Source organism: Enterococcus sp. AZ080 (genome assembly GCF_051714945.1).
Classification (GTDB): domain Bacteria; phylum Bacillota; class Bacilli; order Lactobacillales; family Enterococcaceae; genus Enterococcus_B; species Enterococcus_B pernyi.
This window is the reverse complement of sequence record NZ_JBIOSV010000001.1, coordinates 2,331,843-2,352,136: the sequence shown is the minus strand read 5'-3', so window position 1 is coordinate 2,352,136 and position 20,294 is coordinate 2,331,843. Positions and strand designations below refer to the sequence as shown.

The following is a 20,294-nucleotide window of genomic DNA, read 5'->3' as shown; positions in this document are numbered from 1 at the left end:
GAGTGTTCAAACCATTAATCGATTCATATTCTGCAGTACTAAAGAATTTTAGGGGCAACTACATTGGCGCAACAATCAACGAAGAAGTAAACATCGAACGTTTAAGAACAATGTACGAAGGCTATGAAGGTGATCGGATCATTGAAGTGCGTTTTATCGATCCACGTCGCTTCACAGCCCAGCAAAGAAACTTCATTTATGCGCTCATAGGGGATATATTCATCGATACAGGCACGCCAACAGATTTCTGGAAGGAATTCTTCTACTTTCGTTTTGAAGGTGTCACAGGGCGGAAAATAAGCCTCAAAGACGAATCGAATACAACTGTGAGCGATGTAAACATCCTAGCAAATATCATCTTAGATTTCATCTTTGAACATCATATTCCTTTTAAAGAAGGATATGAAATCTTACCAGCGAATCAAGAATACTACTTCTACAAGTGTATTACGAAAAGAGTCTGTTGTATCTGTGGAAGAACAGGAGCTGACATTGATCATTTCGATAAAGCGTTGGGTAGACAAAAACGTAAGAAAATTGATCATTCAGAATACACTTACGCAGGACTTTGCAGAATACACCACACAGAAAAACATCAAATCGGTGTCACTAATTTTAAGAACAAGTATCAAATCAAAGGGATTAAGTTGAATCAAGAAACAATCAAGAAATTGAATATCGGCGGATAAGAAAAAGGTGGTATTGAATTGTCAGACAAACAAAAGAAACGTTATTACTGGCTCAAATTAAAAGAAGATTTTTTTGAAGAAGATACTATCGAATGGTTAGAAGAACAACCTAACGGTAAGGAATATTGCTTGTTTTATCTAAAACTCTGTCTCAAATCTTTAAAAACAGAAGGTCTATTAGTTAGAAATGTAGGAAATTTAATGATTCCCTACGATCCTGAATCCTTGGCAAGATTGACAAGTTCAAATGCAGACACAGTGAAAGTCGCTATGGATCTATTCAATAAAATTGGATTAATAAAAATATTAGATAGTGGAGAGATATATCTCAACCAACTAAGCGAATTAGTAGGTTCAGAAACAGAATATGCAAGACAAAAACGAGTTCAAAGAGCAAGGGAGGACAATGTCCAGAAGTTGTCTGGAAAAGGTCGCCCAGAGTTAGAGAAAGAGTTAGAGAAAGAGTTAGAGAAAGACAAAGAAAAACAAGATGCTCCTGAATTAAAACAGTATTCGATTCAAATATATTCGTATATTGAAAAAAATGGGTTTGGTAGTCCTTATGGGAATACTATGGGGGATAATATCAATTTTTGGTTAAAAGACTTGGAAGAAGCAGGCCTAACCATTGAGCAAGCAGATGCTTGGATGATCCATGGTGTAAATACAGCAATTGAAAATAATAATCGTCGATGGAATTATCTAGAAGGAATCCTTAAGAATCGTTTTAATAAACGACTATTTAGTAAATCTGCCATTGAGGGAGAAGAAGAAATGCGAAAAAGTCAGCAAGTAAAGTCTATAAGTCGGAATTATCAAAAAAATGTCCGTCGTGAGAAATTGCCAGAATGGGCAAATAAATCGCAAGAAGAAAAAGAACTTGATCCACAACAAAAAGAAGAAATCAATGCACGTTTCGAAGCATATTTGGCACAGAAAGCTCAAGAGGAGAAAGAAGATGACTGTTAACCAATTTATTGCACAACTTGAAATGATGCGTGTCGAAGAGTTAAGACGAAGTTTAGCTTATGACGATGAATGGCTCAACGCGTTTCATACAGGACGTGAGAGCGCACTAGCACATGTACTAAAAATATTAAAGGAGGCACAGGATGAATGTTAGACATGCGAATAGAGGACTATCGGATCGCAATTACAAGTGATTGCAAAAATATCGTTCTCTCACGTGCCGTACGTGATGAGTATGGAAAGATCCAATATACCGAAAATGCTAAAGGCGAGCAGGAAGAATCGACTTCCTTTATTGGTTACTATCAAACACTGACTATGTGTTTAAGAGCCATACAGCGTGACTACGTGCTGAGAGAAGGTCACGTGATAAAAAGTATTATCGAGTATAAAAAGGCGCTTGAGCGTATTACCAGACAGTTTGAAGAGGTATGCACAATCGAAGGAGGATCAAATGAGTTTATCTAAGCAAGAAAAACGTTTATATCGAAAAAAGATGATGCAGATAATGAGAGGTCGATCCGTTGAGGATCTAACAGACGAAGAGCTTAAGAAGGTTCAGGTGATACGAGGTTTCATTGACTATGACACGATGGACGACTCACACCCTTTGCAAAAGATGAATTTTGAAACATTCACCTATGAAGATTATAAGAGACTACGAAAAACTGGTTACACTGTCAAAGCCATTAAAGAAGCACTTGGCGTTGGTGGTTCGGTTTGGGCCAAGTGGCGTGAACAAAATATTCCAGATAAAGAAAAAAATCAGTATATAAAAAGAAATCAAAAAAGGAAAAGAATCGCCGTATATCACGATGGAAAAATCTTAGTTCAGGGATTATGTGAAGATATCGGTCGGGAGCTAGGATTGAAGCCAAGCACGATATATACGTATGCAAAAAGGGAAACGACAGACGTTAAGAAACGAACATTCAAATACTTGGAGGAAGAAAAATGAAAAAACTAATAATGTTAATTGTGACTATAGGTATGGTTTTTAGTTTATCGGCATGTCGTCAAGCTACGAAAGTGTCTCATAACGTAAGCCAAGAAGCAGATAACTTCAATGTAATTCGTCGTGTCGCTGTTATGAACACATTATCTAACACAGTAGAATTTGAGGTTATTGGAAGAATCTCGGTAAACACTAGTAATTCTGAAAAGCTTGAGATACTAGTCGAAACGGAAGAAGGAGTTTACAAAAAGCATTTAATCAATATGACGCAGTTCAATATGTACGTGATAGAAGATCTCGCTGGCGCTGAAGTGAACCAATACAAATATGAAGTCAACTATATGCCTGAGAGCATTGTACCTTTCACCATGACAGAAAATAAGTAGGAGGGACAATAAATGGATGCACCAAAAGAATTATATTCAGATGCATTAAGAGGTGCTCGAAATTAGCTAAAGGGTGCAAAAAGAGCATATAAAATACAACCTACGCTCGAAAATGAACGCAGAGTAAAAGCAATTCGTCGTAGATGTTCCATTTATGGTAAGTTACAGAAAGGGGACAGCAAATGAAACGAATATCGATCAGTACAGCCATTCGTCGATTAAGAAGCTATCTATACGCATGCGCTACTGGCGAAGAACGAAAAGGCATAGAAAAGGCTATTGTTATTTTTGAGAGTATGGAGGACAGCAAATGACACCGAAGTTTCGAGCATGGGATAAGAAAAACAAGTCAATGCATGAAGTTGAATTAATAGATTTTAGCGATAATATAGGCTATTTATCCATAGAAAACGGTAGAGGTGATTGGTACAGCTTTGAAGTCGATACCATACTCATGCAATCCACAGGACTGAAAGATAAGAACGGTGTGGAGATTTTTGCTGGGGATATTGTAGCGGTCGAAAATCATCCATTTCAAAGAAAAGAAGATAGTGGTGCAGGAATAGAAATCGAAGGCAATTATGTAGTTGGATGGAATCAACACGACTTAACATGGTGTGCCGGAGATTTATTATTAGCTAGGCTAAAGCCTTATGTAAGGGTCATCGGAAATATGTACGAGAATAGTGAAATATTGAAGCAATAGACTAAGAAACCAGCCATAAAGACTGGTTTAGTTGTTACTTTTTAAAGCGATAGATTAGATATGCGATAAAAGTAACAACTGCGAGAAATAGGCCAATCAAATATCTAATAAAAACAGATAACGATTGATCAAGTCCATAGTTAAATATTTTAATTATAAAATAAAAAATCGGACATGCAAAAAGAAACATTGTGTAACATTGAGCATTACATTTTGCAAATCTACAAATAACTAGGACGAAAAGAATAACTATCACCCAAAAGATAACTTTTGCAGTTATAAACAAATGAGCCACCCCCTAAATCCCCCACAAATTAACGCTAACACGTTAGAGATTTAGAGACGAATAATAAGATTGAAACTCAGATATATTCAAGCAAGTGAACAAAAACACATTGGTTAGTTTTTATGAAGGAGAACAGTAAATGAAAGCAAAACAATTAATACCAATTCTACAACTTAACCCAGAAGCGGAAGTCTTAGTCTCACCCGTGGATTATTACGAAAAGAGTTATCAAGATGCTGGCTACGAAAGAGGTTCTAATCAAGAAATCAGATGCGTAAGCCTTAATAAGAAATCTGGGATCATTTATTTAGAAGGCGGAGAAGAGAGAAGCATTTAAAAGGAAGTGGAATGAATGCCGAAAATATTAGATGCATGCTGTGGTAGTCGTTTGTTCTGGTTCGATAAAGATTGTAGTTTTGCAACGTATATGGATATACGAGAAGAAGAGTACGAGATCCACGGAAAGAAAATAAATGTGAAACCAGATGTTGTAGCTGATTTTAGGGACATGCCTTTTGAAAATAATGTTTACGATTTAGTTGTATTTGATCCGCCACATTTAAAATGGGCTGGCCAGAATTCGATTATGAAAGGTCAATACGGACAGTTAGATAAAGAGAACTGGCCAGAAGATATAAAACAAGGTATGTCAGAGTGTATGCGAGTCTTGAAACCTAGTGGAACATTGATTTTCAAATGGAATGAGAACCAGGTAAAACTCAAAGACGTGTTGAAAGCAGTTGAACCATATAGCCCTTTGTTTGGAAATAAAAGGAGTCAAACTCACTGGTTAGTTTTTATGAAGGAGGAACAGCAAAAGCCAGTGTTGCCTGAGTTTGTAGCTAAGTGGTTTGAGGATGCAAAGGATAATTTAGAAATTCCAATATTCTACGAATGTGTTAGAGCGATGGAGATTTGCAAAGAATATCGTAATGAATTTCATCAATGGTTTGCCAATTCGAAAAAAAATCCAATCGAAACACTCATTCGCATGAAAGATGGCTACGAGGTCGAGAAAGAGCCGATGTATTATGTGATATTGAGTGAAAATAAAGGTGGATGGAAATATACTTTTTTAGATGAAGAAGGAAACGCTGATTATACAAATAACAAAGCACATATTCCAACTTTTACTGAAAAGGAAATCAAAGGGAATGACGAACGCTTCTGGCCATTTGCTGTGCCAGTGAAAGAGGTGGAAGGATGAGGGGATTGATAATAGTCATTTTAGTCTCTACAATAACTTCTTTTTTTGTTTCCTTTCTCGTAATGAAATTCCATTTAAGAATACTTAATAAATGGTTGCAAAAGTTTTTCGATGAAGAAACCAAACGAATAAAAAGTTACTTGTCTAGAGGCAAGTAGCACAAAAATTTTTAACAATTGGAATAGGAGTGTCAAGATGGAAAACGCTAAAAGCTTAATTATATGGAATAAAGACGGATCAACAATGAAATTTGAGAAAGTAACAAATTTTATAGAGGACTGGCAAAGAGCAAAGCGAATATTGCAGTTGCTCGATTAGTGGATATGAAGACTATATAAACAGCGAAAGAATGTACTTCTAAGAGAAAAATTTATTTTCTATAAAAATAGGAAAGTATCATTATGAAAAAGACCACAGAGATAAATAAACCTACCACATAAAAAATGAATATTTCTTGCGATTCAATATAGGTATGTTTAACAATTTGTACAATAAAAAATACTATAGGTAAAAAAGATAACATGAGGAGCTTATTTGTTCTAGAGTGTTTGACAAAGTAACAAAACGCGACAACACCAATACAAACGGGAATCCAAAATAACAGCATGCTCCACATAGTCACTCGACCATCTCCTATACGGTTTATTATCATTAGATAGTAGCATTTTTCGTTATAAAGATAAAAATATAAGTAAAGTTTCTCATTAAAATATAAAAAAGACAGCCGACCACTGGCTGTCCTTAGCAGAATATTGAAATAGTGAGCCATCTGTTTTCCGCCAGACAGCTCAACATGTATATGGGTAACGAGCGTAACCTCGCTACTTGAAAAGCTTAGCATAATCATAGGTATAAAAAAAGCCGGATCGCTCCGACTGATCTAATAAATCCGACAAGTTTATTATATCACAAAAAGGAGTGCTTTGACTTAATGCAATTACTAAGAGATGTAGACTTTAGGCAGACAAGATGTAATGCGAGAGATGTGTTGAAAAACTTCCGACGGTTGGAGCGGATGGCAGGTCGTTCATTGATAGATATTAAGTCGCCGATTATAACTGACATGCCTAGTTCACCAAAACACGGCAACAAAACAGAAGATGCGCTTATTCAAATGATGGACCTAGAAGCAGAAAGAGATGCGATTTTAGTAGCCTTGATGAGTTTGAGTCTTATCAGTCGTCAAATACTCTATTATAGTTTCTGTGATGTTAATAAGCACTCCAATTATGAAATAGGTCAACTAATACAGGGGTATGGAGAGAAAAACGTAGAAAAGCTAAAATCCAATGCATTGATAGAATTTGCCGAAGCATATAAAAAAGGTTCATTAATCAAGTATCGGTAATTTTTGTAGGGTTTTTGTAGGGATATTGTAGGTTTTTTGGACGAAAAAGCGTGTTAATATGATATTGTCGATAGATTAGGAAACAGGATTTCGACAAAATAAAAATAATAGAAACATCGTTTGTTATTGTTCCACAATTAAGCGTCGATAGACAGCAGCAAATAAACTAAAGGATGTGGGGTTAAGCTCCTGCGGATAGTTCATATGTTGCTGTCTATTCTTATTATGTCGCTGTGGCGGAAGTAGGAGACGCAACGGTCAATGTGAATAACCTCGTGAGAACCTAGTAGGTTCTTGTGTGTAGTGCAATCCCACTCCAGTGCCTTTGGGAGGACTTATTTAACACTGGTCAGTGTAATAAGTATCTGACCCATAACAATAGCAACTGAGGCTGTGGTAGGGAAGAGAAGCGGTTGTCAGGCTTGTGTAAGGTTGTTGGATTTGTTTGTATCTACAATATGAACATGCTTTACTAATTATCAAAAATTGTTTATCCTGTATGGAAAATGTTCTCAGAGGTGAAACGATTTATGTTAGAAACTAGTGAATTGAAAAAAGATGGCATCTACATGGCTAAAGTAGTCGGAGAAAAAGAACTTTATAAAATCAAAATTCGTAATATTTTAGAAAGAACAGCAGTCGTCGAGTTAGTGGACGACAGCAATAAGGTAGCTGTAGTTAAGTTAAAAGATATTAGAGAAGCTGTCCTATAAAGGATAGCTTTTTGTTTTGAGAAAAAAATTTGCCGGTATCAAATCTGGCAGATTGTAGGGCCTATTTACTTATAATTCGAGTTTTGCAACAAAAGCTACAAAATAAAAATTCGTCTGAGGGTCTTTTTAAGCTAATAGAGAGAAGAGCATCATTATGTTCTGTATGATACCCGATAGCAGTGATTTCATCTTTTTGTTTAATACGATGGCAAGTGCATTCGTGAATGACGAATCGATTATTCGATATTTTTAACTTTTTCTTTTTGATCACATAGTAAGGCATTTTACTTACCTCTCTTTTTTACTCTATTATACAGCGAAAGGATAAAAAGTCATGAAAAAGTTAAATCAGATGAATGATTAGAAGGGACAAGGTAAAGACTCGTAAGCAATACAAGCTATATTTTTTTACAACATTTGATCAAAGTGTATTGTCTAGGGAGGACTGTTTACACAAGTCTGTCACTTAGAATGTATGAGATAAACTTGGATGTTACAGAGTCTTTCTACCAATATCTTAGGGGGGAATTATGAAAACGAGGCAAATAATTTGGAGAAAGATTACACACTAATCCAAGATGCGTCAGAGGCCAATAATCAAATTATATCAAAAAAGCCTATACTAGTTTCCGCTAGTATAGGCAAATGACTATAGTAAAAAACAGTTTACAAAAAACGAGCATTAATGTCTAGTGAAATCATTATTGCCCATTTATAAGAAAATCAAACACACTTCTCTGTGTAGTTACATAAGATCGCTCGTTGAGAGGTCTTTTTTATTTTGTCTTAAGGAGGAATGAACTCATGAAACAATACACTGATAAAGATTTTGAGGAAATGAAACAATTAAAGAAGGGCTTTGAAGAAGTTGGTCAAGGTCAAGTATTTACGATTGGAACTATTCAACGTAGATTACGTGTTGGAAAGGAACGAGCTACTGCTCTTTACAATGATTTGATCTCAGATAGAGAGAAGGCCACGTGATGAGAAACTACTGGTACGTATCACTATCTAATAGGTATCCACAGCCGAATGAAGGTGATCTAGTTAGAGTCGTCCAGTCAGTTCAGATCAAAAAGAAATACTCCATTGTAGAAATGACCAGAGAAGCGACACCGAAAGAAATTGACAAATATAATCTTCGATACTGTGGATATGGCTACTTTAATGAATCACATATTGAAGAAAATATTAACAAGAATTCGAGGGATACAAATGCAAATTGAAGTAATGAAGTTACAGGACTTAAAGCCTGCTGATTATAATCCGAGAGTTAAGTTAGAACCTGGTATGGCCGAATACGAGAAGTTAAAACAGTCCATTTTGGAATTCGGCTTTGTTGATCCACCTATTTTTAACAAACATACAGGAAATCTCGTTGGCGGTCATCAACGTGTTACTGTGGCTAAAGATTTGGGGCTATACGAAGAGATAGAGGTATCTGTCGTTGATTTACCACTTGATAAGGAAAAAGCTCTTAATGTGGCTCTCAATAAGATTACTGGTCGTTGGGATGATGAAAAGCTTTCTGTTTTGTTGAAAGAATTAGAAAATGAAACCATTGTTTTAACAGGGTTTGAATCGGAAGAAGTAGAAGAATTACTTACTGCGTTTGAGTATAAAGAAGATACCGAAAAGCCTGTAATAGAAGATGGATTCGAAGTGAATGAATTTATAGAAAATCATTCTGATCCTAGAACTAAATATGGTCAACTATGGAAGCTGGGTAAGCATTATTTATTATGTGGCGATGCTACGAAAGCGAGCGACGTCGAAAGATTGCTACAAGGTAAAAAGGCGAATTTAGTTGTCACTGACCCACCATATAATGTAGCGGTGAAATCTGATAATAAAGAATTAAATGAATCTGGACGAGAAAAAATTATGAATGATGACATGAGTGATGAAGAGTTTGATCAATTTTTAACATCTATATTCCACAACTATGCTAATGCAATGGAAGACAACTCGGCAATTTATGTCTTTCATGGATCTTCTTATCAGCGAGAATTTGAAAATAGCATGAATGCCGCAGGAATTATAGTTCGGTCGCAGTGTATTTGGGTTAAAAATAATGCAACATTTGGTTGGAGTCAGTATCGGTGGCAACATGAACCAGTTTTCTATGCACATAAGGACAGATATGCACCTACGTGGTACGGAGATAGGAAACAGACAACGGTTTGGCAAGACGACTTACTAGAAGATTTACCAGCAACCATTTGGAGAGTTCCCAAAGATGATGTGAATGCATATTATCACCCGACGCAAAAGCCACTATCACTTATTGCTATACCAGTAAAAAATAGTTCTAAAAGGCAGGATATCGTTTTAGATTTGTTTGGTGGCTCAGGTAGTACATTAATGACCTGTGACCAGTTAGAACGTATTTGTTATACTCTCGAATTAGATCCTCTATTTTGTGATGTAATTATTGAAAGATGGGAACGAGCAACAGGCAACGAAGCAATTTTAGTTTCAGAATAAAAAAGAAGCCGAGTGCGCTAACACTCGACTACTTCAACAAGGACCGTAAGCCCCCGAAGACACAGAAACCACACGCGCGTGCTTTCTAGACAGTTCTGTGTCTTTTAGCATTCTAACAAATGCGGGGTGCTTACACAATGGAAAACGAAAACTTTGATTTGGATTATGAGATTGAAAAGGCAATGGAGAAAGCAGAGTCCATTCAAGAATATAAAAAAATCATTCGTGTCGCTTTGGGGAAATGGCTTAAAAATCTCCAGTCAGGACAAATCAAGTTAGATAAAGTTTCCGATTTAAAGATATTGATCGAAGCTGATTTGATGTTAAAGGATATCGATAATGATTAACAAATTGCATTAAACTCCTGATATACTTAACTAAAATATATTAGGAGTTGATTTTTATGAGCGATGGTGTACTAAGTTTAATTGGTGTGGGTATTTCCTTAATTGGTACTATTGGTATAACAATATACAATCAATACAATACAAAAAAACAAAGTGAAGAAAACGAACAGACTCAACGTATGGTCCTTGCAAGTCAAAAAGACTTTGAGGTTCAAATCTTAGCTAGAGAACAAGAGTTTCAAGAAAAACTAACACAAAAACAAATAGATGCTAATTTGAAAGCAAAAGCAAGAATAGAGTGGATTACACAAGTTCGTGTCCAATCTGCTGATTTTATTACAAATTGTTTGCTGTATCTAGAGTATTCACCTAAAAGAATTGTCGGAAAGCCGACAAATGTTAGAGTGGGAAATATAGAAAGTAATACTGTAACTATGACTGCAGATGTCGAACCTGATGAGGAAGTTTTATCTTCTTATGATGATGTAGTAGATGCTAAAGAAAAAGAAAAAATCAGGGTTCAGTTGAACAATGCTGCAAATCTTTTAATGATTTATTTTGGTCCAGATAAAGATGGAGAGAATGAAAAGATTGTGGAATTTATAAATGAAATTTTAAAGAAGGTAAATAGTGGGAATTTTTACAAAGATGATACCAGAAGTAGTGACCTTATTATTGAATTTCGAGATGAGATAAGAAAATATCTAAAGCAAGAATGGAATGTTGCTAAAGAAGGGAATTAGAAAAACAAAACTCAACCTAATCAGATTGTGAGGTGGTGTATATTGAATGGCAAGAAAGCGTGATCCAAGACGTGATGAAGCTTTCGAATTGTTTAAAAAGTCTAATGGAACAATAACTAACCGAGAAATTTCTGAAAAGTTATCTGTCCCAGAAAAAACTATTTCAGCATGGAAATCACGTGACAAATGGAATGAAGTACTGCAAAAAGATGAATGTAGTACTTCAAATAATCATTGTAGTACTGCAAATAAAGGTGGCGCACCTATCGGTAACCAGAATGCCATAGGGAATAAAGGGAATAGCAGCGCATCACCGCCATCAGGCAATAAGAACGCCTTGAAAACTGGCGAATATGAAACAATATTCTTTGATACGTTAAGTGATGACGAGAAGGACATCTATTCAAGTTTGGATGATGATCCTTCTTTTGTTTTATCTGAAGAAATACGGTTATTGAAGATACGACAGCTACGAATGATGAAAAGAATCAAAAAAGCCGAAGAAGGGCTAAATGAGGAAGAAGTTGAGCGACTACAACAGCTAAGAAAAATAAAAACTCCCATAGAAAAAGATGGCAAAAAGCTAGAAATCAAACGTGAAGCAATGCAAGATATCCAAGTAAGTAGAAAAGTATACCGTAAAATTGATGATATTCTTTCAATTGAAGATTCGCTAACTCGGATTAGTAACCAGTTGACAAAATCGATTAAACAACTAAATGAATTATCTCTATTAGGAGGAAAAGTTGTATTAATGGAAGAGCAGAAACGGAAGCTAGCCTTTGAAGCGGATATTCTCGAACATAAAGTCTCTAAACTTATTCTGAAACAAGGTGAGCAAAATAAAGTACAGGGCCTTATCGATATCGGTCAATCGCTTATTGGCCCAATAAAGAAAGATGAGGAGAGTGATGCAGATGAGCCGGTTGAAACTATCGACTAAGCAACAAGAGAATATTTTCCAATCGCTCAAGGGAATTCGGATGGAATTGAACGAGGGAACGATTCGTTCGGGAAAAACGATGTCAGATGCACAAAAGATGGCGCTGATCTATGCAGGACATCCCGACACCAATCATCTTGTACTTGCTTACAACCAAGAACAAGCTTACAGAATGTTTATGGATTGTGAAGGATTCGGACTGGAACATATCTTTGCCAGCTGTGCTGAGATTCGACACGATGAGCATGGGGATCATTTATGGATCAATCTTCCAGAGGGAGAAAAGCGGATCTATTATAAAGGCGGCGGAAAAGTAAATGCTGTCGGCGCTATCACTGGTATGTCATTTGGAACTGTCACTTTTTTGGAATTCAATCTGCTTAACAAAGCGGTCATAGAGGAGGCTTTTCGTCGGACTAAAGCTTCTAGTTTTCGTTATCATCTCGCTGAACAGAATCCGCCAGCACCAAATCATCCGAACCTAGAAACTCTTAAACCTTTTATAGAAACTGGGTCTTTTAAGTTTCGTCATTGGCGACCACAAGATAATCCTATTTTAACGAAACAAGCTTTGAAAGAATGGGAAGCGGAATGTAAAGTCTCCGAGTATCTTTACAAACGAGATTGGCTAGGTGATCGTGTGATGCCTGAAGGTGTGATCTATTCAATGTTTAACGAAGATACTCATCTGTCGAAGGGAATCATCGGCAAGCCTGTAGAAGCATTCTTTAGTGCAGACGGCGGACAAAGTGATGCAACTACCTGTTCCTTAAATCTCGTTACATGGAAAGACGGAAAGTATTATCTCTATCGAATGGCCAACTTCTATCATAGCGGTACTGATACAGGGGTAACAAAAGCAATGAGCGAGTATGCCAAGGAAATTAAGCAGTTTAAAGAATGGTGTTATAAAGAGTGGTCTTGGCTACCAAAGCATTCAAAGTTCTTTGTTGATCCAGCCTGTAAGTCATTGAGTGAGGAATTACGTGTCTTAGGTATTGTCACAACAAAAGCAGATAACAACTCAAAAGATAAAGTAACCAGCAATGGCACTAAAATTGAAGTAGGGATTGAACGAACGCAAAGCGCCTTTTCAAAAGGACGCTTTTTTCTTTACGATCATGATGGCAAGTATGGTCACTATCATTTCATCAAAGAATTAGGAATGTACGTTCGGAATGATTCTGGCTACCCAGTGGATAAAAACAACCATGCATTAGACGAATGTCGTTATGCGATTAATTACTTTACGAAACGCTATGTTCTTTAGTAGGAGGTGATCAGGTGTCATTTTGGCAAGCAATAAAAAGAGTTTTTGGAAAGGGGGCGGTTGCGATAGGAGCGAAAAAAGAGCTACAAAGTATTTTAGATCATCCAAAGATTCAAATGAGTCGTGAAGAATATGATCGTATTCAAAACAGCTTGCTTTATTACCAAGGGTACACGCATTGTAATTCTGATCAGAGAGCAAAGGCGAATATCAATATGGCCCGCAAGGTTGCTTCTGAGTATGCGAAGGTAATGTTCAATGAACAGGCAGAAATCACGATCGGAAAAGACGATAAATCAAAAAAATATGATGAAGCCAGCACTTGGATAGAGTCTGTGTTTCAACATAATGACTTCAAGCGTAATCTCAGTAAGTATCTTGAGCCAGCAATGGCTCTTGGTGGCTTAGTTGTGCGACCTTATTTCAATGATCAATCAGGACAAGTGGAATTTTCATGGGCGCTCCCGGATGCCTTCTTTCCATTGGAAAGCAGTACAAATAAGATCAGTCAGTGTGCAATGGCATTTAAAACGATCAAAACCCAAGGGAACAAAACGTTCTATTATACCTTGTTAGAATTCCATGAGTGGATCGATGGTGAGTATTGGGTCTCTATGGAACTATACGAAAGTGAAAAATCTAATGTGTTGGGGATGCAAGTATCTTTAAACACATTAAAGCAGTACGAAGAGTTTGAGGCGGCTGTTCATGGTGAAGAAATTGAACGTCCAATCTTCTCTTATTTTAAGACAGCAGGTTTTAACAATATCAACCCATACTCACCACTTGGTGTTGGTGTGTACGATAACTGTAAACGAACACTTGATCGATTAAATAAAGCACTTGATGCGTTCGATCATGAAATTGACGTGGGAAAGAGAAGAGCGGCCTTTCCTGAATCTATGCTAAGTGGAATTCCTGACAAGGGAACAGGCGAAACGAAATTAACCTTTGATAAAGATGATGACTTCTATGTCATTGTTCCTGGTACGAACCCTGATGAATTTAAAATTACTGATTTAACTCATGATATTCGAACAGAACAATACATCGGAGCAATTAATCATCGCTTGCGACTTCTAGAAATGGAAGTGGGGCTGTCGACTGGTACGTTCGTTTTCGATGGTGCCGGGGTACGTACTACGAATAAGACGGCAACTGAGGTAATCAGCGAGAACTCGCAAACGTATCAGTCAAGGAACCAACAAACAACCGAATTAGAGGAATTCATTCGGGATGTTGTGCTAGCGCTGTGTGAGCTAGGTCGAGCCACAGAAGTTGATGGGAAACCACTATTTAGTGGTGAATCTCCAAATCGTGAAGAGATAGGTGTGAACTTTGATGATGGCATATTCTTAGATAAAAAGTCAGAATCTGATTATTATCGTGAACTGAAAAATGATGGGCTGATTCCCGGATGGTTAACTTTAGCCAAAATAATGAAGTTGCCTGAAAGTAAGGCAAAAGATCTTTACCGACAAGCGCAATTAGATGTAGTTGATGAGACTACTGGTAAAATACGAGATTCTGGATACGAAGACTTCGAGGAGTGATTGAATGGCCATTACACCTAACCAGTTAGATATTGAGGCTTCTTACATTCAAGATGCTTATATGGCGATGGAAGATGAGATCATGAGGATGCTTGTTAAGCATTTGAAAATGCCAACTCGAACGCCTTTGAATGAGGACAACGCTTTTCATTGGAAAATTGAAAAGATGCATCAATTAAATTTATTGAATCAACAATCTTTGCAGCGATTAGTCAATGAAACAAGTCAGTATTCTTATGATCAGCTACGTAAAATCATCGTGGATATGGGGTTTGAAGTCATTTCAGATCTTGACAAAAACTTATCTCAACAAACTGGAAAAGAACCGCCATCACGAACTGAGATTGACAATGTGATGGAGTCGTATCTTAATCAGCAATGGCGAGATCTCGACAATCATGTCAATCAAACGCTGATCGACACTAATTATCCGAATAATCCACTGGCTAAGATGTATCAACAAGTTTTAAACGATACTGTGGCCAAAATCATCGGAGGCACAAAAACGCCACAACAGGCACTTAGAGAGTCGATCTATGCGATGGTGGAAAAAGGGGTGATGACGACCTTTGTCGACAAGGCAGGGCGTGAATGGAGCCTTGAGCGCTACGTACGGATGGTTTTGAAAACAACAACTCACCATGTTTATCAGGATCTACGACTTAAGCGAGGGTTAGAGCATGGCATTGTCACAGCAATTATGAGTAGCCATATGGCTGCACGACCACACTGTGCCCATATCCAAGGCGGATGGGTATTGCTTGTCCGTAAAGAGGATGCGCCGGAAGAATTACGGCACATTCCATCGATCTATGATCATGGATACGGTGAGCCTGACGGAACCCAAGGTATTAATTGTCGACATCGATTGTACATCCAAATCTATGATCCGGATCTTGATATTCACATGAAGCAGTATGATCCAAAGCAAGCGATTGACAATGCAGACTTGGTTGCCAAGCAACGACGCATGGAAGTCGCTATTCGTCGTGCCAAGCGGCAGTTGAACGGAGCAACGACAATGGACAACAAAGAAGATGTTCTGCACTTCAAACAACTGGTCAGACGACGTCAAGCAGCACTGCGTACTTTTATCAATGAGCATGATCAATTGTTACGTCGGGATTATTCGAAAGAGCAAGTGTATTCATAGAAGGAGAAAGTATGGTGGGGGATTAAAGCAAATTGAGCTTATCTGAAATCTTACTAACATTTTATGAAATTGGTCTTGCTTTGAAGTTTGAGGATTTTGGTTTGTTTAGTCTAGCTTGCTAGGCTTTTATTTTGTCCTGAATATGACATTAAACTGTTCATCTACCGAGTGAGCGGTATAACTCACACTCTAAACTGGTACCAACCAGAATAAAAAGGAACGGAGAATGAATCATGGAATGGATCAAAGAAATTTTATCAAAACACGTCGGAGAGGATGGGAAGTTTGATCTAGACGGAGCGACAAAAGAAATAAAATCAGAATTTCCGAAAAATGCTGTGCCTAAAGCTGATTTTAACGATAAGTCTCAAAAGCTAAAAACTGCAAACGAAGATTTAACCGCCGCAAATGCGCTTGTTGAGCAGTTGAAAGCATCAAACAGTGGAAATGAAGATCTGCAAAAACAAATTGATGACTATAAAAATCAGTTAGAAATCGTAACCGCTGAAAGACTAGCAGATCGTAAGAACGCTGCGATCGAATTAGCTTTAACACAAGCTGGAGCTAAGAACATTACAGCTGTGAAAGCTTTGTTGAAGGCAGATGAATTGGAAATGACTGACGAAGGGGTCAAGGGATTAGATGATAAAGTAGCCTCACTGAAAAAAGATGAAGGCTATTTGTTTCAATCAAGCGATCCTGCACCACAGCCAAAGAAAAAGCAGTTTGTGGCTGCTGGTAATACAGGTGGTGGTGAGCCACCTAAAGAAAAAAGCTGGAAAGATAATCTAGCAGAGAATATTGCAAGAACAAAAAATAATTAGGAGAGTGGTTTAAATGCCAGTAATTTTAGACAGTAAGGATTTAGCGAAAATCGACAAGGAATTTGCAGCTGAGTCGCAAGTATGGGAAGTATTGACACAAGGGGCAAAAGATATTACAGAAGCTGATTTTGTGGGGACTCATGAAGTTCGTGTAAATGAAATGCAAGGATTTACTGCTGCCGATTATAAGCGAAATAAAGAAAATGAACGGAACAATATCTCAGTTGAGAAGTCAACTTTAAAATTGGAAAAGGAACGTTGGATGGGCTACGACATGGATCGCTTAGATCAATCGGAAAATGCAGCCTATCAAGTAGGTGCGGTCATTGAAGAGCACACTCGATTGGTTACGATTCCTGAGAAAGATCAAACCGCTGTTGCTCGTTTGCTTGAAGCTGGATTTGATACTTCTGATAAGATTTACAAAGGAAAAACGGTCAAACAAACAATCACTAAATCTAATATTTTAGATAGCTTCGACGATGCTGAAGCGTACATGACTGACACAGAAGTCATTGGTCAGTTTGTGGCATTTATGTCTAGTGATGCCTACAAAGCATTGAAGAATGCAGATGGAGTTTCTAAAACTTTTACCACCAACACTGTTCAATTTAACGGTATCGATCGTCGTGTCGAGATGCTTGATGGCACGAACATCATCATCCAAAAGGTTGCTAAGAATCGGTTGCAGGTCGATGAAGACAAGCATATTAATTTCATTATGACGCCTATTACCGTTGCTAAGCCAATCGAGAAGTACAATACGATTGATTTGGTCTCTGCTGACCAGGATCGTGGCGGTTACCGTGACACCATCAAAGGGTTGGATTATTACGATTGCTTAGTACTTAAGAAAGCACGTCCAGCAATCTATATCTCTTATGATGACCCAAAAGCATGACCCCGGAAGAACCGGGGAAGTCTGGGGTAGAAGGTAAATCATTAGTCATCGATGACATGAAAGTTGATGAGCTTAGAGCTGAGTTAGATCGTCTTAGCATTGAGTATTCATCTGCTGCCAAGAAACCAGAATTAATTGAGCTGTTAAAAGAGAGTGAATAACCACTCTCTTTTTTGGAGGTGAAACCATGGAACGAATAAGACGTAAGGCGTTGAACGAAATCTTTGACGATCAGGAAAATATCGATCCATGTGGCTACTTGTCTCTTAAAGAGTATAAACGCTTGGTAGACAAAGAAACAGAACTGACCGAAAAAGATTTCCGGAAGCTTCTCAGGAGAGCCAGTGCATTGTTGGACATTCAAACAAGACGTTTTTATCATCGGAATGATCTCGAGTCAGATATTCCGATGCGGCGCGATGCATTCAAGTTGGCTGTTGCTTATCAAATTGAGTACATGCATGAGGCTGAAGCCACTACAACGTTCGGCATGCAAGAGCCTGACAGCTGGTCCATTGGGCGGATGAGCGTTTCTAAAGGTAAAGGTGGTTCGTCATCGACAAACGAAGTATCCCTGCTTTCTGGGGACGCTATGCTGCAGTTATCTGGCACAGGGCTGTTATATCGTGGGGTGAGTCGATGAGAATGCCACCAAAACGTTTTTTTCCTCATGCGATGATCTATCGCAAGAAAAACGGAATGGGTCCACGAGGTGAGCCAATTCTTGAAGAGGATCTTGTGATTGATCATGTCCGCTTTGATGACACAGTCAAATTTGAGCCGAGGGATATTGATGGGAAAGTACAAACGCCTAATGCATTGATCTCTATGGTGAAAAAATATACTGGACCATTACCGGAGTTTTCAGTTGCAGATCAAATTGAAATCTTTGGCGAACAATACACAATCACAAAAATCGTTCCGTTGCTTGTTGATTCTCCTGAACCATTCGCTTATGAATTGGAGGTAGTTTAATGGGAGCATCTGTAAGAATTGATTTAAGTCGAGCAAAAATAAAATTAAGTCATTCATCTATACAAAATGGACGGCACGAAATGGCAAATAAAGCTCATTTAGATATGAATGAAAGATTTGTTCCTATGAGGAGCCAACACTTGAGAGATATGTCTTTTGTTGAAAGTAATGGAGAAAAGATTACTTGGAATGCTCGATATGCTTTGGCTCATTATCACGGAGGGTTTACAAATAAGTTTGGAACACAGGTAATATTTTCTAATTATACTACACCGGGAACTGGTCCATATTGGGATAAAGAAGCAAAATCTATATTTATGTCTAGTTGGTTAGAAGCATTCAAGAGGGGAGCGAATTGGTAATGGATTTTATTGATCAGTTGCTAGAAGTATCGAACCAAGTACCAGTACCAGTCCGTATTCACTCTTTAGATAAAGACGAGTCGATGCGTCTAACCGCATTACCTGGAGGTAAAACGGTCGAAACTTTTATGGATGGATCAAAACAAAAAGAACTAAATTATGAATTTGTCTATAAAACAAAATGTGAAAATGCAGATCGGATAATGATTGAACTAGGTGAGTTACTAGAAGAACAAGAAGATATTCCATCTAGTAACAATAGTTATCAATTTGTTGGAATAACAATTGTAGATGAACCTTTTTTTACAGGTTATGACGACAAAAAATTTCTGTATTATCGATTAGCAATCAAAGCAACATTATATTTTGATAAATAGGAGGAATATTATGAAACGAAAAAAAATTGCGCTAATTGGATTTGAAATTCAAAAATTGAAAGATGGAAAAATTACTGAAGATGGTTGGGTTCGTTTAAAAAAAATTAAGAGTGTCTCTGATGCCTCACAAGAAGAAGTTGACGATGGAGACGGTTTCTTTGATGGGTCGGGAGAACCAGAGCAAACGATCACCTCTCATCGACTAGGCTATAGTTTTACGGGTGAATACTTTGAGGGTGATGAAGCATCTGAATTAATTGATGAAATGATTGGTTTATTTGGAGATGATCGGAAAATTGGTTTTCGAGTAACAGATGATCGAGATAATCCCAAAAAGAAAAGGGAAGGAATTGCAACTTTATCAAGTCCTCAAACGAAAACTGGAGGGGCTACTGAATTTGGTAATATTGAATTTACTGTTCTATATGATACTACACCTAAATGGGAACCTTATTCAAAGCAGACAGCCCAGAGCCAGAAGAACTGAAAGCTACTGGGCTAACTATGCCAGAATTAAAACAAACACTTGATAGTAAAAATATAGAATACCCGTCAAATGCTAAAAAAGACGAACTAACTAAAATATTGGGGGAGGCTTTATAGCCTTCTCTTTTTTATATGGAGGTAATTATGAAACAAACACTTGATATCGATATTGAACTCTCTGGCTTTCCAGTAGGATTTACAAATCCAATTACTGGTGAGCGTGTTGAAATCTGGTTTGATAGCTCATTGGAAAATTTAAAACGAATTATTGTAGAAGAAAACTATGAGGAATTCGAAATATACGAACAAAAACTTAAAGAAGATTCTATCCACGAAACTAATGTTGAAACAGTCATAGAACATGCTAAAGGGACTCTTGAATATCAATATGATTTTTTCTTTGGTAAAGGAACATTTAAAAAATTATATGAGTGTGTACCAGATTTTGATGCACTTGAACGTGCTTATGAACCAACTATCAAAGCTATTGGTAAAAAAGTCGAACAACAAGAAAAGAAAAGACAAAAGGATAGAGAGCTTGCCGCAAAAAAGTTAACCAAAGAGTTTCAGAAAAAGAAAAAGCAAAAAGTAGCAAATAAAAAGTAGGTGGTGAC

At 37.4% G+C, this 20,294-nt stretch carries 32 protein-coding genes and 1 pseudogene; 32 read left to right on the top strand and 1 reads right to left on the bottom strand.

Annotated features, from left to right (window positions below):
• Window positions 1-2: 2 nt before the first annotated feature.
• The 11 genes and pseudogenes from IGK01_RS11185 (at window position 3) to IGK01_RS11135 (ending at window position 5,198) form a co-directional block, all read left to right on the top strand.
• The gene (locus IGK01_RS11185) at window positions 3-689 is read left to right on the top strand and encodes a putative HNHc nuclease (protein ID WP_023520236.1); all 687 of its coding nucleotides are present in this window, start codon (window positions 3-5) and stop codon (window positions 687-689) included.
• An 18-nt stretch (window positions 690-707) separates the two neighbouring features.
• The gene (locus IGK01_RS11180) at window positions 708-1,658 is read left to right on the top strand and encodes a phage replisome organizer N-terminal domain-containing protein (RefSeq protein WP_438840770.1); all 951 of its coding nucleotides are present in this window, start codon (window positions 708-710) and stop codon (window positions 1,656-1,658) included.
• A complete protein-coding gene (locus IGK01_RS11175; RefSeq protein WP_023520234.1) occupies window positions 1,648-1,812 on the top strand; it encodes a hypothetical protein in 165 nt (54 codons plus the stop codon). The genes IGK01_RS11180 and IGK01_RS11175 overlap by 11 nt, the downstream gene beginning before the upstream one ends.
• On the top strand, window positions 1,806-2,126 hold the full coding sequence (locus IGK01_RS11170; protein WP_023520233.1) for a hypothetical protein: 321 nt from the start codon (window positions 1,806-1,808) through the stop codon (window positions 2,124-2,126). The genes IGK01_RS11175 and IGK01_RS11170 overlap by 7 nt, the downstream gene beginning before the upstream one ends.
• The gene (locus tag IGK01_RS11165; RefSeq protein WP_185953858.1) at window positions 2,113-2,616 is read left to right on the top strand and encodes a hypothetical protein; all 504 of its coding nucleotides are present in this window, start codon (window positions 2,113-2,115) and stop codon (window positions 2,614-2,616) included. Before IGK01_RS11170 ends, IGK01_RS11165 begins: the two co-directional genes overlap by 14 nt.
• Window positions 2,613-2,999 carry a hypothetical protein gene (locus tag IGK01_RS11160; protein WP_034687964.1) on the top strand — a complete coding sequence of 129 codons (387 nt, stop codon included), beginning with the start codon at window positions 2,613-2,615 and terminating at the stop codon, window positions 2,997-2,999. Before IGK01_RS11165 ends, IGK01_RS11160 begins: the two co-directional genes overlap by 4 nt.
• A gap of 182 nt (window positions 3,000-3,181) precedes the next feature.
• Window positions 3,182-3,313: a hypothetical protein gene (locus IGK01_RS11155; RefSeq protein WP_260653152.1), complete on the top strand. Its 132-nt coding sequence runs from the start codon at window positions 3,182-3,184 to the stop codon at window positions 3,311-3,313.
• Window positions 3,310-3,705 carry a YopX family protein gene (locus IGK01_RS11150; RefSeq protein ID WP_096081721.1) on the top strand — a complete coding sequence of 132 codons (396 nt, stop codon included), beginning with the start codon at window positions 3,310-3,312 and terminating at the stop codon, window positions 3,703-3,705. Before IGK01_RS11155 ends, IGK01_RS11150 begins: the two co-directional genes overlap by 4 nt.
• Before the next feature lie 425 nt (window positions 3,706-4,130).
• Window positions 4,131-4,328, top strand: coding sequence for a hypothetical protein (locus IGK01_RS11145; protein ID WP_438840769.1), 198 nt, complete (start codon window positions 4,131-4,133; stop codon window positions 4,326-4,328).
• Window positions 4,329-4,343: 15 nt separating this feature from the next.
• Window positions 4,344-4,802: pseudogene (locus tag IGK01_RS11140) on the top strand (SAM-dependent methyltransferase); the annotation flags it as partial.
• On the top strand, window positions 4,791-5,198 hold the full coding sequence (locus tag IGK01_RS11135) for a DUF1642 domain-containing protein (RefSeq protein ID WP_081367399.1): 408 nt from the start codon (window positions 4,791-4,793) through the stop codon (window positions 5,196-5,198). The pseudogene IGK01_RS11140 and the gene IGK01_RS11135, both read left to right, overlap by 12 nt.
• 370 nt (window positions 5,199-5,568) lie before the next feature.
• Here the strand turns inward: IGK01_RS11135 and IGK01_RS11130 are convergent, their stop codons facing one another.
• Window positions 5,569-5,820, bottom strand: coding sequence for a hypothetical protein (locus IGK01_RS11130; protein ID WP_081367400.1), 252 nt, complete (start codon window positions 5,818-5,820; stop codon window positions 5,569-5,571).
• A 309-nt stretch (window positions 5,821-6,129) separates the two neighbouring features.
• On the opposite strand from IGK01_RS11130, the gene IGK01_RS11125 reads away from it, so the two are divergent.
• From IGK01_RS11125 to IGK01_RS11025, 21 genes are all read left to right on the top strand, one after another.
• Entirely contained in the window at window positions 6,130-6,546 is a 417-nt protein-coding gene (locus tag IGK01_RS11125) for an ArpU family phage packaging/lysis transcriptional regulator (protein WP_161643937.1), read from the top strand.
• A 530-nt stretch (window positions 6,547-7,076) separates the two neighbouring features.
• Entirely contained in the window at window positions 7,077-7,259 is a 183-nt protein-coding gene (locus tag IGK01_RS11120; RefSeq protein ID WP_023520218.1) for a hypothetical protein, read from the top strand.
• 804 nt (window positions 7,260-8,063) lie between these two features.
• Window positions 8,064-8,243 (top strand): hypothetical protein, encoded by a 180-nt coding sequence (locus IGK01_RS11115; RefSeq protein WP_071866029.1) that lies wholly within the window; start codon window positions 8,064-8,066, stop codon window positions 8,241-8,243.
• On the top strand, window positions 8,243-8,485 hold the full coding sequence (locus IGK01_RS11110) for a hypothetical protein (protein ID WP_071866030.1): 243 nt from the start codon (window positions 8,243-8,245) through the stop codon (window positions 8,483-8,485). The genes IGK01_RS11115 and IGK01_RS11110 overlap by 1 nt, the downstream gene beginning before the upstream one ends.
• A complete protein-coding gene (locus IGK01_RS11105) occupies window positions 8,475-9,746 on the top strand; it encodes a site-specific DNA-methyltransferase (RefSeq protein ID WP_438840768.1) in 1,272 nt (423 codons plus the stop codon). Before IGK01_RS11110 ends, IGK01_RS11105 begins: the two co-directional genes overlap by 11 nt.
• Before the next feature lie 137 nt (window positions 9,747-9,883).
• Complete coding sequence (locus IGK01_RS11100) at window positions 9,884-10,093, top strand: hypothetical protein (RefSeq protein WP_224434340.1); 210 nt, start codon at window positions 9,884-9,886, stop codon at window positions 10,091-10,093.
• A gap of 56 nt (window positions 10,094-10,149) precedes the next feature.
• On the top strand, window positions 10,150-10,836 hold the full coding sequence (locus IGK01_RS11095; RefSeq protein ID WP_438840767.1) for a hypothetical protein: 687 nt from the start codon (window positions 10,150-10,152) through the stop codon (window positions 10,834-10,836).
• Between the two features lie 46 nt (window positions 10,837-10,882).
• On the top strand, window positions 10,883-11,779 hold the full coding sequence (gene terS / locus IGK01_RS11090) for a phage terminase small subunit (protein ID WP_438840766.1): 897 nt from the start codon (window positions 10,883-10,885) through the stop codon (window positions 11,777-11,779).
• A complete protein-coding gene (locus tag IGK01_RS11085) occupies window positions 11,754-13,049 on the top strand; it encodes a PBSX family phage terminase large subunit (RefSeq protein ID WP_438761895.1) in 1,296 nt (431 codons plus the stop codon). Before terS ends, IGK01_RS11085 begins: the two co-directional genes overlap by 26 nt.
• A 14-nt stretch (window positions 13,050-13,063) precedes the next feature.
• Complete coding sequence (locus tag IGK01_RS11080) at window positions 13,064-14,602, top strand: phage portal protein (RefSeq protein ID WP_126134289.1); 1,539 nt, start codon at window positions 13,064-13,066, stop codon at window positions 14,600-14,602.
• Between the two features lie 4 nt (window positions 14,603-14,606).
• The gene (locus IGK01_RS11075; RefSeq protein ID WP_010733984.1) at window positions 14,607-15,755 is read left to right on the top strand and encodes a phage minor capsid protein; all 1,149 of its coding nucleotides are present in this window, start codon (window positions 14,607-14,609) and stop codon (window positions 15,753-15,755) included.
• 233 nt (window positions 15,756-15,988) lie between these two features.
• Window positions 15,989-16,579 (top strand): phage scaffolding protein, encoded by a 591-nt coding sequence (locus IGK01_RS11070; protein WP_438840765.1) that lies wholly within the window; start codon window positions 15,989-15,991, stop codon window positions 16,577-16,579.
• 13 nt (window positions 16,580-16,592) lie between these two features.
• The gene (locus IGK01_RS11065) at window positions 16,593-17,480 is read left to right on the top strand and encodes a capsid protein (protein ID WP_438840764.1); all 888 of its coding nucleotides are present in this window, start codon (window positions 16,593-16,595) and stop codon (window positions 17,478-17,480) included.
• Entirely contained in the window at window positions 17,477-17,641 is a 165-nt protein-coding gene (locus IGK01_RS11060; RefSeq protein WP_023520208.1) for a HeH/LEM domain-containing protein, read from the top strand. The genes IGK01_RS11065 and IGK01_RS11060 overlap by 4 nt, the downstream gene beginning before the upstream one ends.
• A gap of 26 nt (window positions 17,642-17,667) precedes the next feature.
• Window positions 17,668-18,123, top strand: a complete 456-nt coding sequence (locus tag IGK01_RS11055; RefSeq protein ID WP_178946490.1) for a hypothetical protein — start codon at window positions 17,668-17,670, stop codon at window positions 18,121-18,123.
• Window positions 18,120-18,455: a putative minor capsid protein gene (locus IGK01_RS11050; protein WP_178946489.1), complete on the top strand. Its 336-nt coding sequence runs from the start codon at window positions 18,120-18,122 to the stop codon at window positions 18,453-18,455. Before IGK01_RS11055 ends, IGK01_RS11050 begins: the two co-directional genes overlap by 4 nt.
• A complete protein-coding gene (locus tag IGK01_RS11045) occupies window positions 18,455-18,817 on the top strand; it encodes a minor capsid protein (protein WP_010733990.1) in 363 nt (120 codons plus the stop codon). Before IGK01_RS11050 ends, IGK01_RS11045 begins: the two co-directional genes overlap by 1 nt.
• Window positions 18,817-19,194 (top strand): minor capsid protein, encoded by a 378-nt coding sequence (locus IGK01_RS11040; protein WP_010733991.1) that lies wholly within the window; start codon window positions 18,817-18,819, stop codon window positions 19,192-19,194. The genes IGK01_RS11045 and IGK01_RS11040 overlap by 1 nt, the downstream gene beginning before the upstream one ends.
• 10 nt (window positions 19,195-19,204) lie before the next feature.
• A complete protein-coding gene (locus IGK01_RS11035) occupies window positions 19,205-19,681 on the top strand; it encodes a phage tail tube protein (RefSeq protein ID WP_010733992.1) in 477 nt (158 codons plus the stop codon).
• Entirely contained in the window at window positions 19,636-19,797 is a 162-nt protein-coding gene (locus IGK01_RS11030; protein WP_023520204.1) for a HeH/LEM domain-containing protein, read from the top strand. Before IGK01_RS11035 ends, IGK01_RS11030 begins: the two co-directional genes overlap by 46 nt.
• Window positions 19,798-19,824: 27 nt before the next feature.
• Window positions 19,825-20,286: a hypothetical protein gene (locus tag IGK01_RS11025; RefSeq protein WP_195514172.1), complete on the top strand. Its 462-nt coding sequence runs from the start codon at window positions 19,825-19,827 to the stop codon at window positions 20,284-20,286.
• The last annotated feature ends 8 nt before the right edge of the window (window positions 20,287-20,294 follow it).

Coding starts and splice junctions, on each gene's coding strand:
- IGK01_RS11135 (WP_081367399.1), top strand. CDS start 4,791: ATGAAGGAGGAACAGCAAAAGCCAGTGTTGCCTGAGTTTGTAGCTAAG.
- IGK01_RS11070 (WP_438840765.1), top strand. CDS start 15,989: ATGGAATGGATCAAAGAAATTTTATCAAAACACGTCGGAGAGGATGGG.
- IGK01_RS11060 (WP_023520208.1), top strand. CDS start 17,477: ATGACCCCGGAAGAACCGGGGAAGTCTGGGGTAGAAGGTAAATCATTA.
- IGK01_RS11095 (WP_438840767.1), top strand. CDS start 10,150: ATGAGCGATGGTGTACTAAGTTTAATTGGTGTGGGTATTTCCTTAATT.
- IGK01_RS11175 (WP_023520234.1), top strand. CDS start 1,648: ATGACTGTTAACCAATTTATTGCACAACTTGAAATGATGCGTGTCGAA.
- IGK01_RS11150 (WP_096081721.1), top strand. CDS start 3,310: ATGACACCGAAGTTTCGAGCATGGGATAAGAAAAACAAGTCAATGCAT.
- IGK01_RS11170 (WP_023520233.1), top strand. CDS start 1,806: ATGTTAGACATGCGAATAGAGGACTATCGGATCGCAATTACAAGTGAT.
- IGK01_RS11065 (WP_438840764.1), top strand. CDS start 16,593: ATGCCAGTAATTTTAGACAGTAAGGATTTAGCGAAAATCGACAAGGAA.
- IGK01_RS11110 (WP_071866030.1), top strand. CDS start 8,243: ATGAGAAACTACTGGTACGTATCACTATCTAATAGGTATCCACAGCCG.
- terS (WP_438840766.1), top strand. CDS start 10,883: ATGGCAAGAAAGCGTGATCCAAGACGTGATGAAGCTTTCGAATTGTTT.
- IGK01_RS11160 (WP_034687964.1), top strand. CDS start 2,613: ATGAAAAAACTAATAATGTTAATTGTGACTATAGGTATGGTTTTTAGT.
- IGK01_RS11025 (WP_195514172.1), top strand. CDS start 19,825: ATGAAACAAACACTTGATATCGATATTGAACTCTCTGGCTTTCCAGTA.
- IGK01_RS11050 (WP_178946489.1), top strand. CDS start 18,120: ATGAGAATGCCACCAAAACGTTTTTTTCCTCATGCGATGATCTATCGC.
- IGK01_RS11040 (WP_010733991.1), top strand. CDS start 18,817: ATGGATTTTATTGATCAGTTGCTAGAAGTATCGAACCAAGTACCAGTA.
- IGK01_RS11165 (WP_185953858.1), top strand. CDS start 2,113: ATGAGTTTATCTAAGCAAGAAAAACGTTTATATCGAAAAAAGATGATG.
- IGK01_RS11145 (WP_438840769.1), top strand. CDS start 4,131: ATGAAAGCAAAACAATTAATACCAATTCTACAACTTAACCCAGAAGCG.
- IGK01_RS11075 (WP_010733984.1), top strand. CDS start 14,607: ATGGCCATTACACCTAACCAGTTAGATATTGAGGCTTCTTACATTCAA.
- IGK01_RS11055 (WP_178946490.1), top strand. CDS start 17,668: ATGGAACGAATAAGACGTAAGGCGTTGAACGAAATCTTTGACGATCAG.
- IGK01_RS11120 (WP_023520218.1), top strand. CDS start 7,077: ATGTTAGAAACTAGTGAATTGAAAAAAGATGGCATCTACATGGCTAAA.
- IGK01_RS11115 (WP_071866029.1), top strand. CDS start 8,064: ATGAAACAATACACTGATAAAGATTTTGAGGAAATGAAACAATTAAAG.
- IGK01_RS11125 (WP_161643937.1), top strand. CDS start 6,130: ATGCAATTACTAAGAGATGTAGACTTTAGGCAGACAAGATGTAATGCG.
- IGK01_RS11105 (WP_438840768.1), top strand. CDS start 8,475: ATGCAAATTGAAGTAATGAAGTTACAGGACTTAAAGCCTGCTGATTAT.
- IGK01_RS11100 (WP_224434340.1), top strand. CDS start 9,884: ATGGAAAACGAAAACTTTGATTTGGATTATGAGATTGAAAAGGCAATG.
- IGK01_RS11035 (WP_010733992.1), top strand. CDS start 19,205: ATGAAACGAAAAAAAATTGCGCTAATTGGATTTGAAATTCAAAAATTG.
- IGK01_RS11085 (WP_438761895.1), top strand. CDS start 11,754: ATGAGCCGGTTGAAACTATCGACTAAGCAACAAGAGAATATTTTCCAA.
- IGK01_RS11155 (WP_260653152.1), top strand. CDS start 3,182: ATGAAACGAATATCGATCAGTACAGCCATTCGTCGATTAAGAAGCTAT.
- IGK01_RS11030 (WP_023520204.1), top strand. CDS start 19,636: ATGGGAACCTTATTCAAAGCAGACAGCCCAGAGCCAGAAGAACTGAAA.
- IGK01_RS11045 (WP_010733990.1), top strand. CDS start 18,455: ATGGGAGCATCTGTAAGAATTGATTTAAGTCGAGCAAAAATAAAATTA.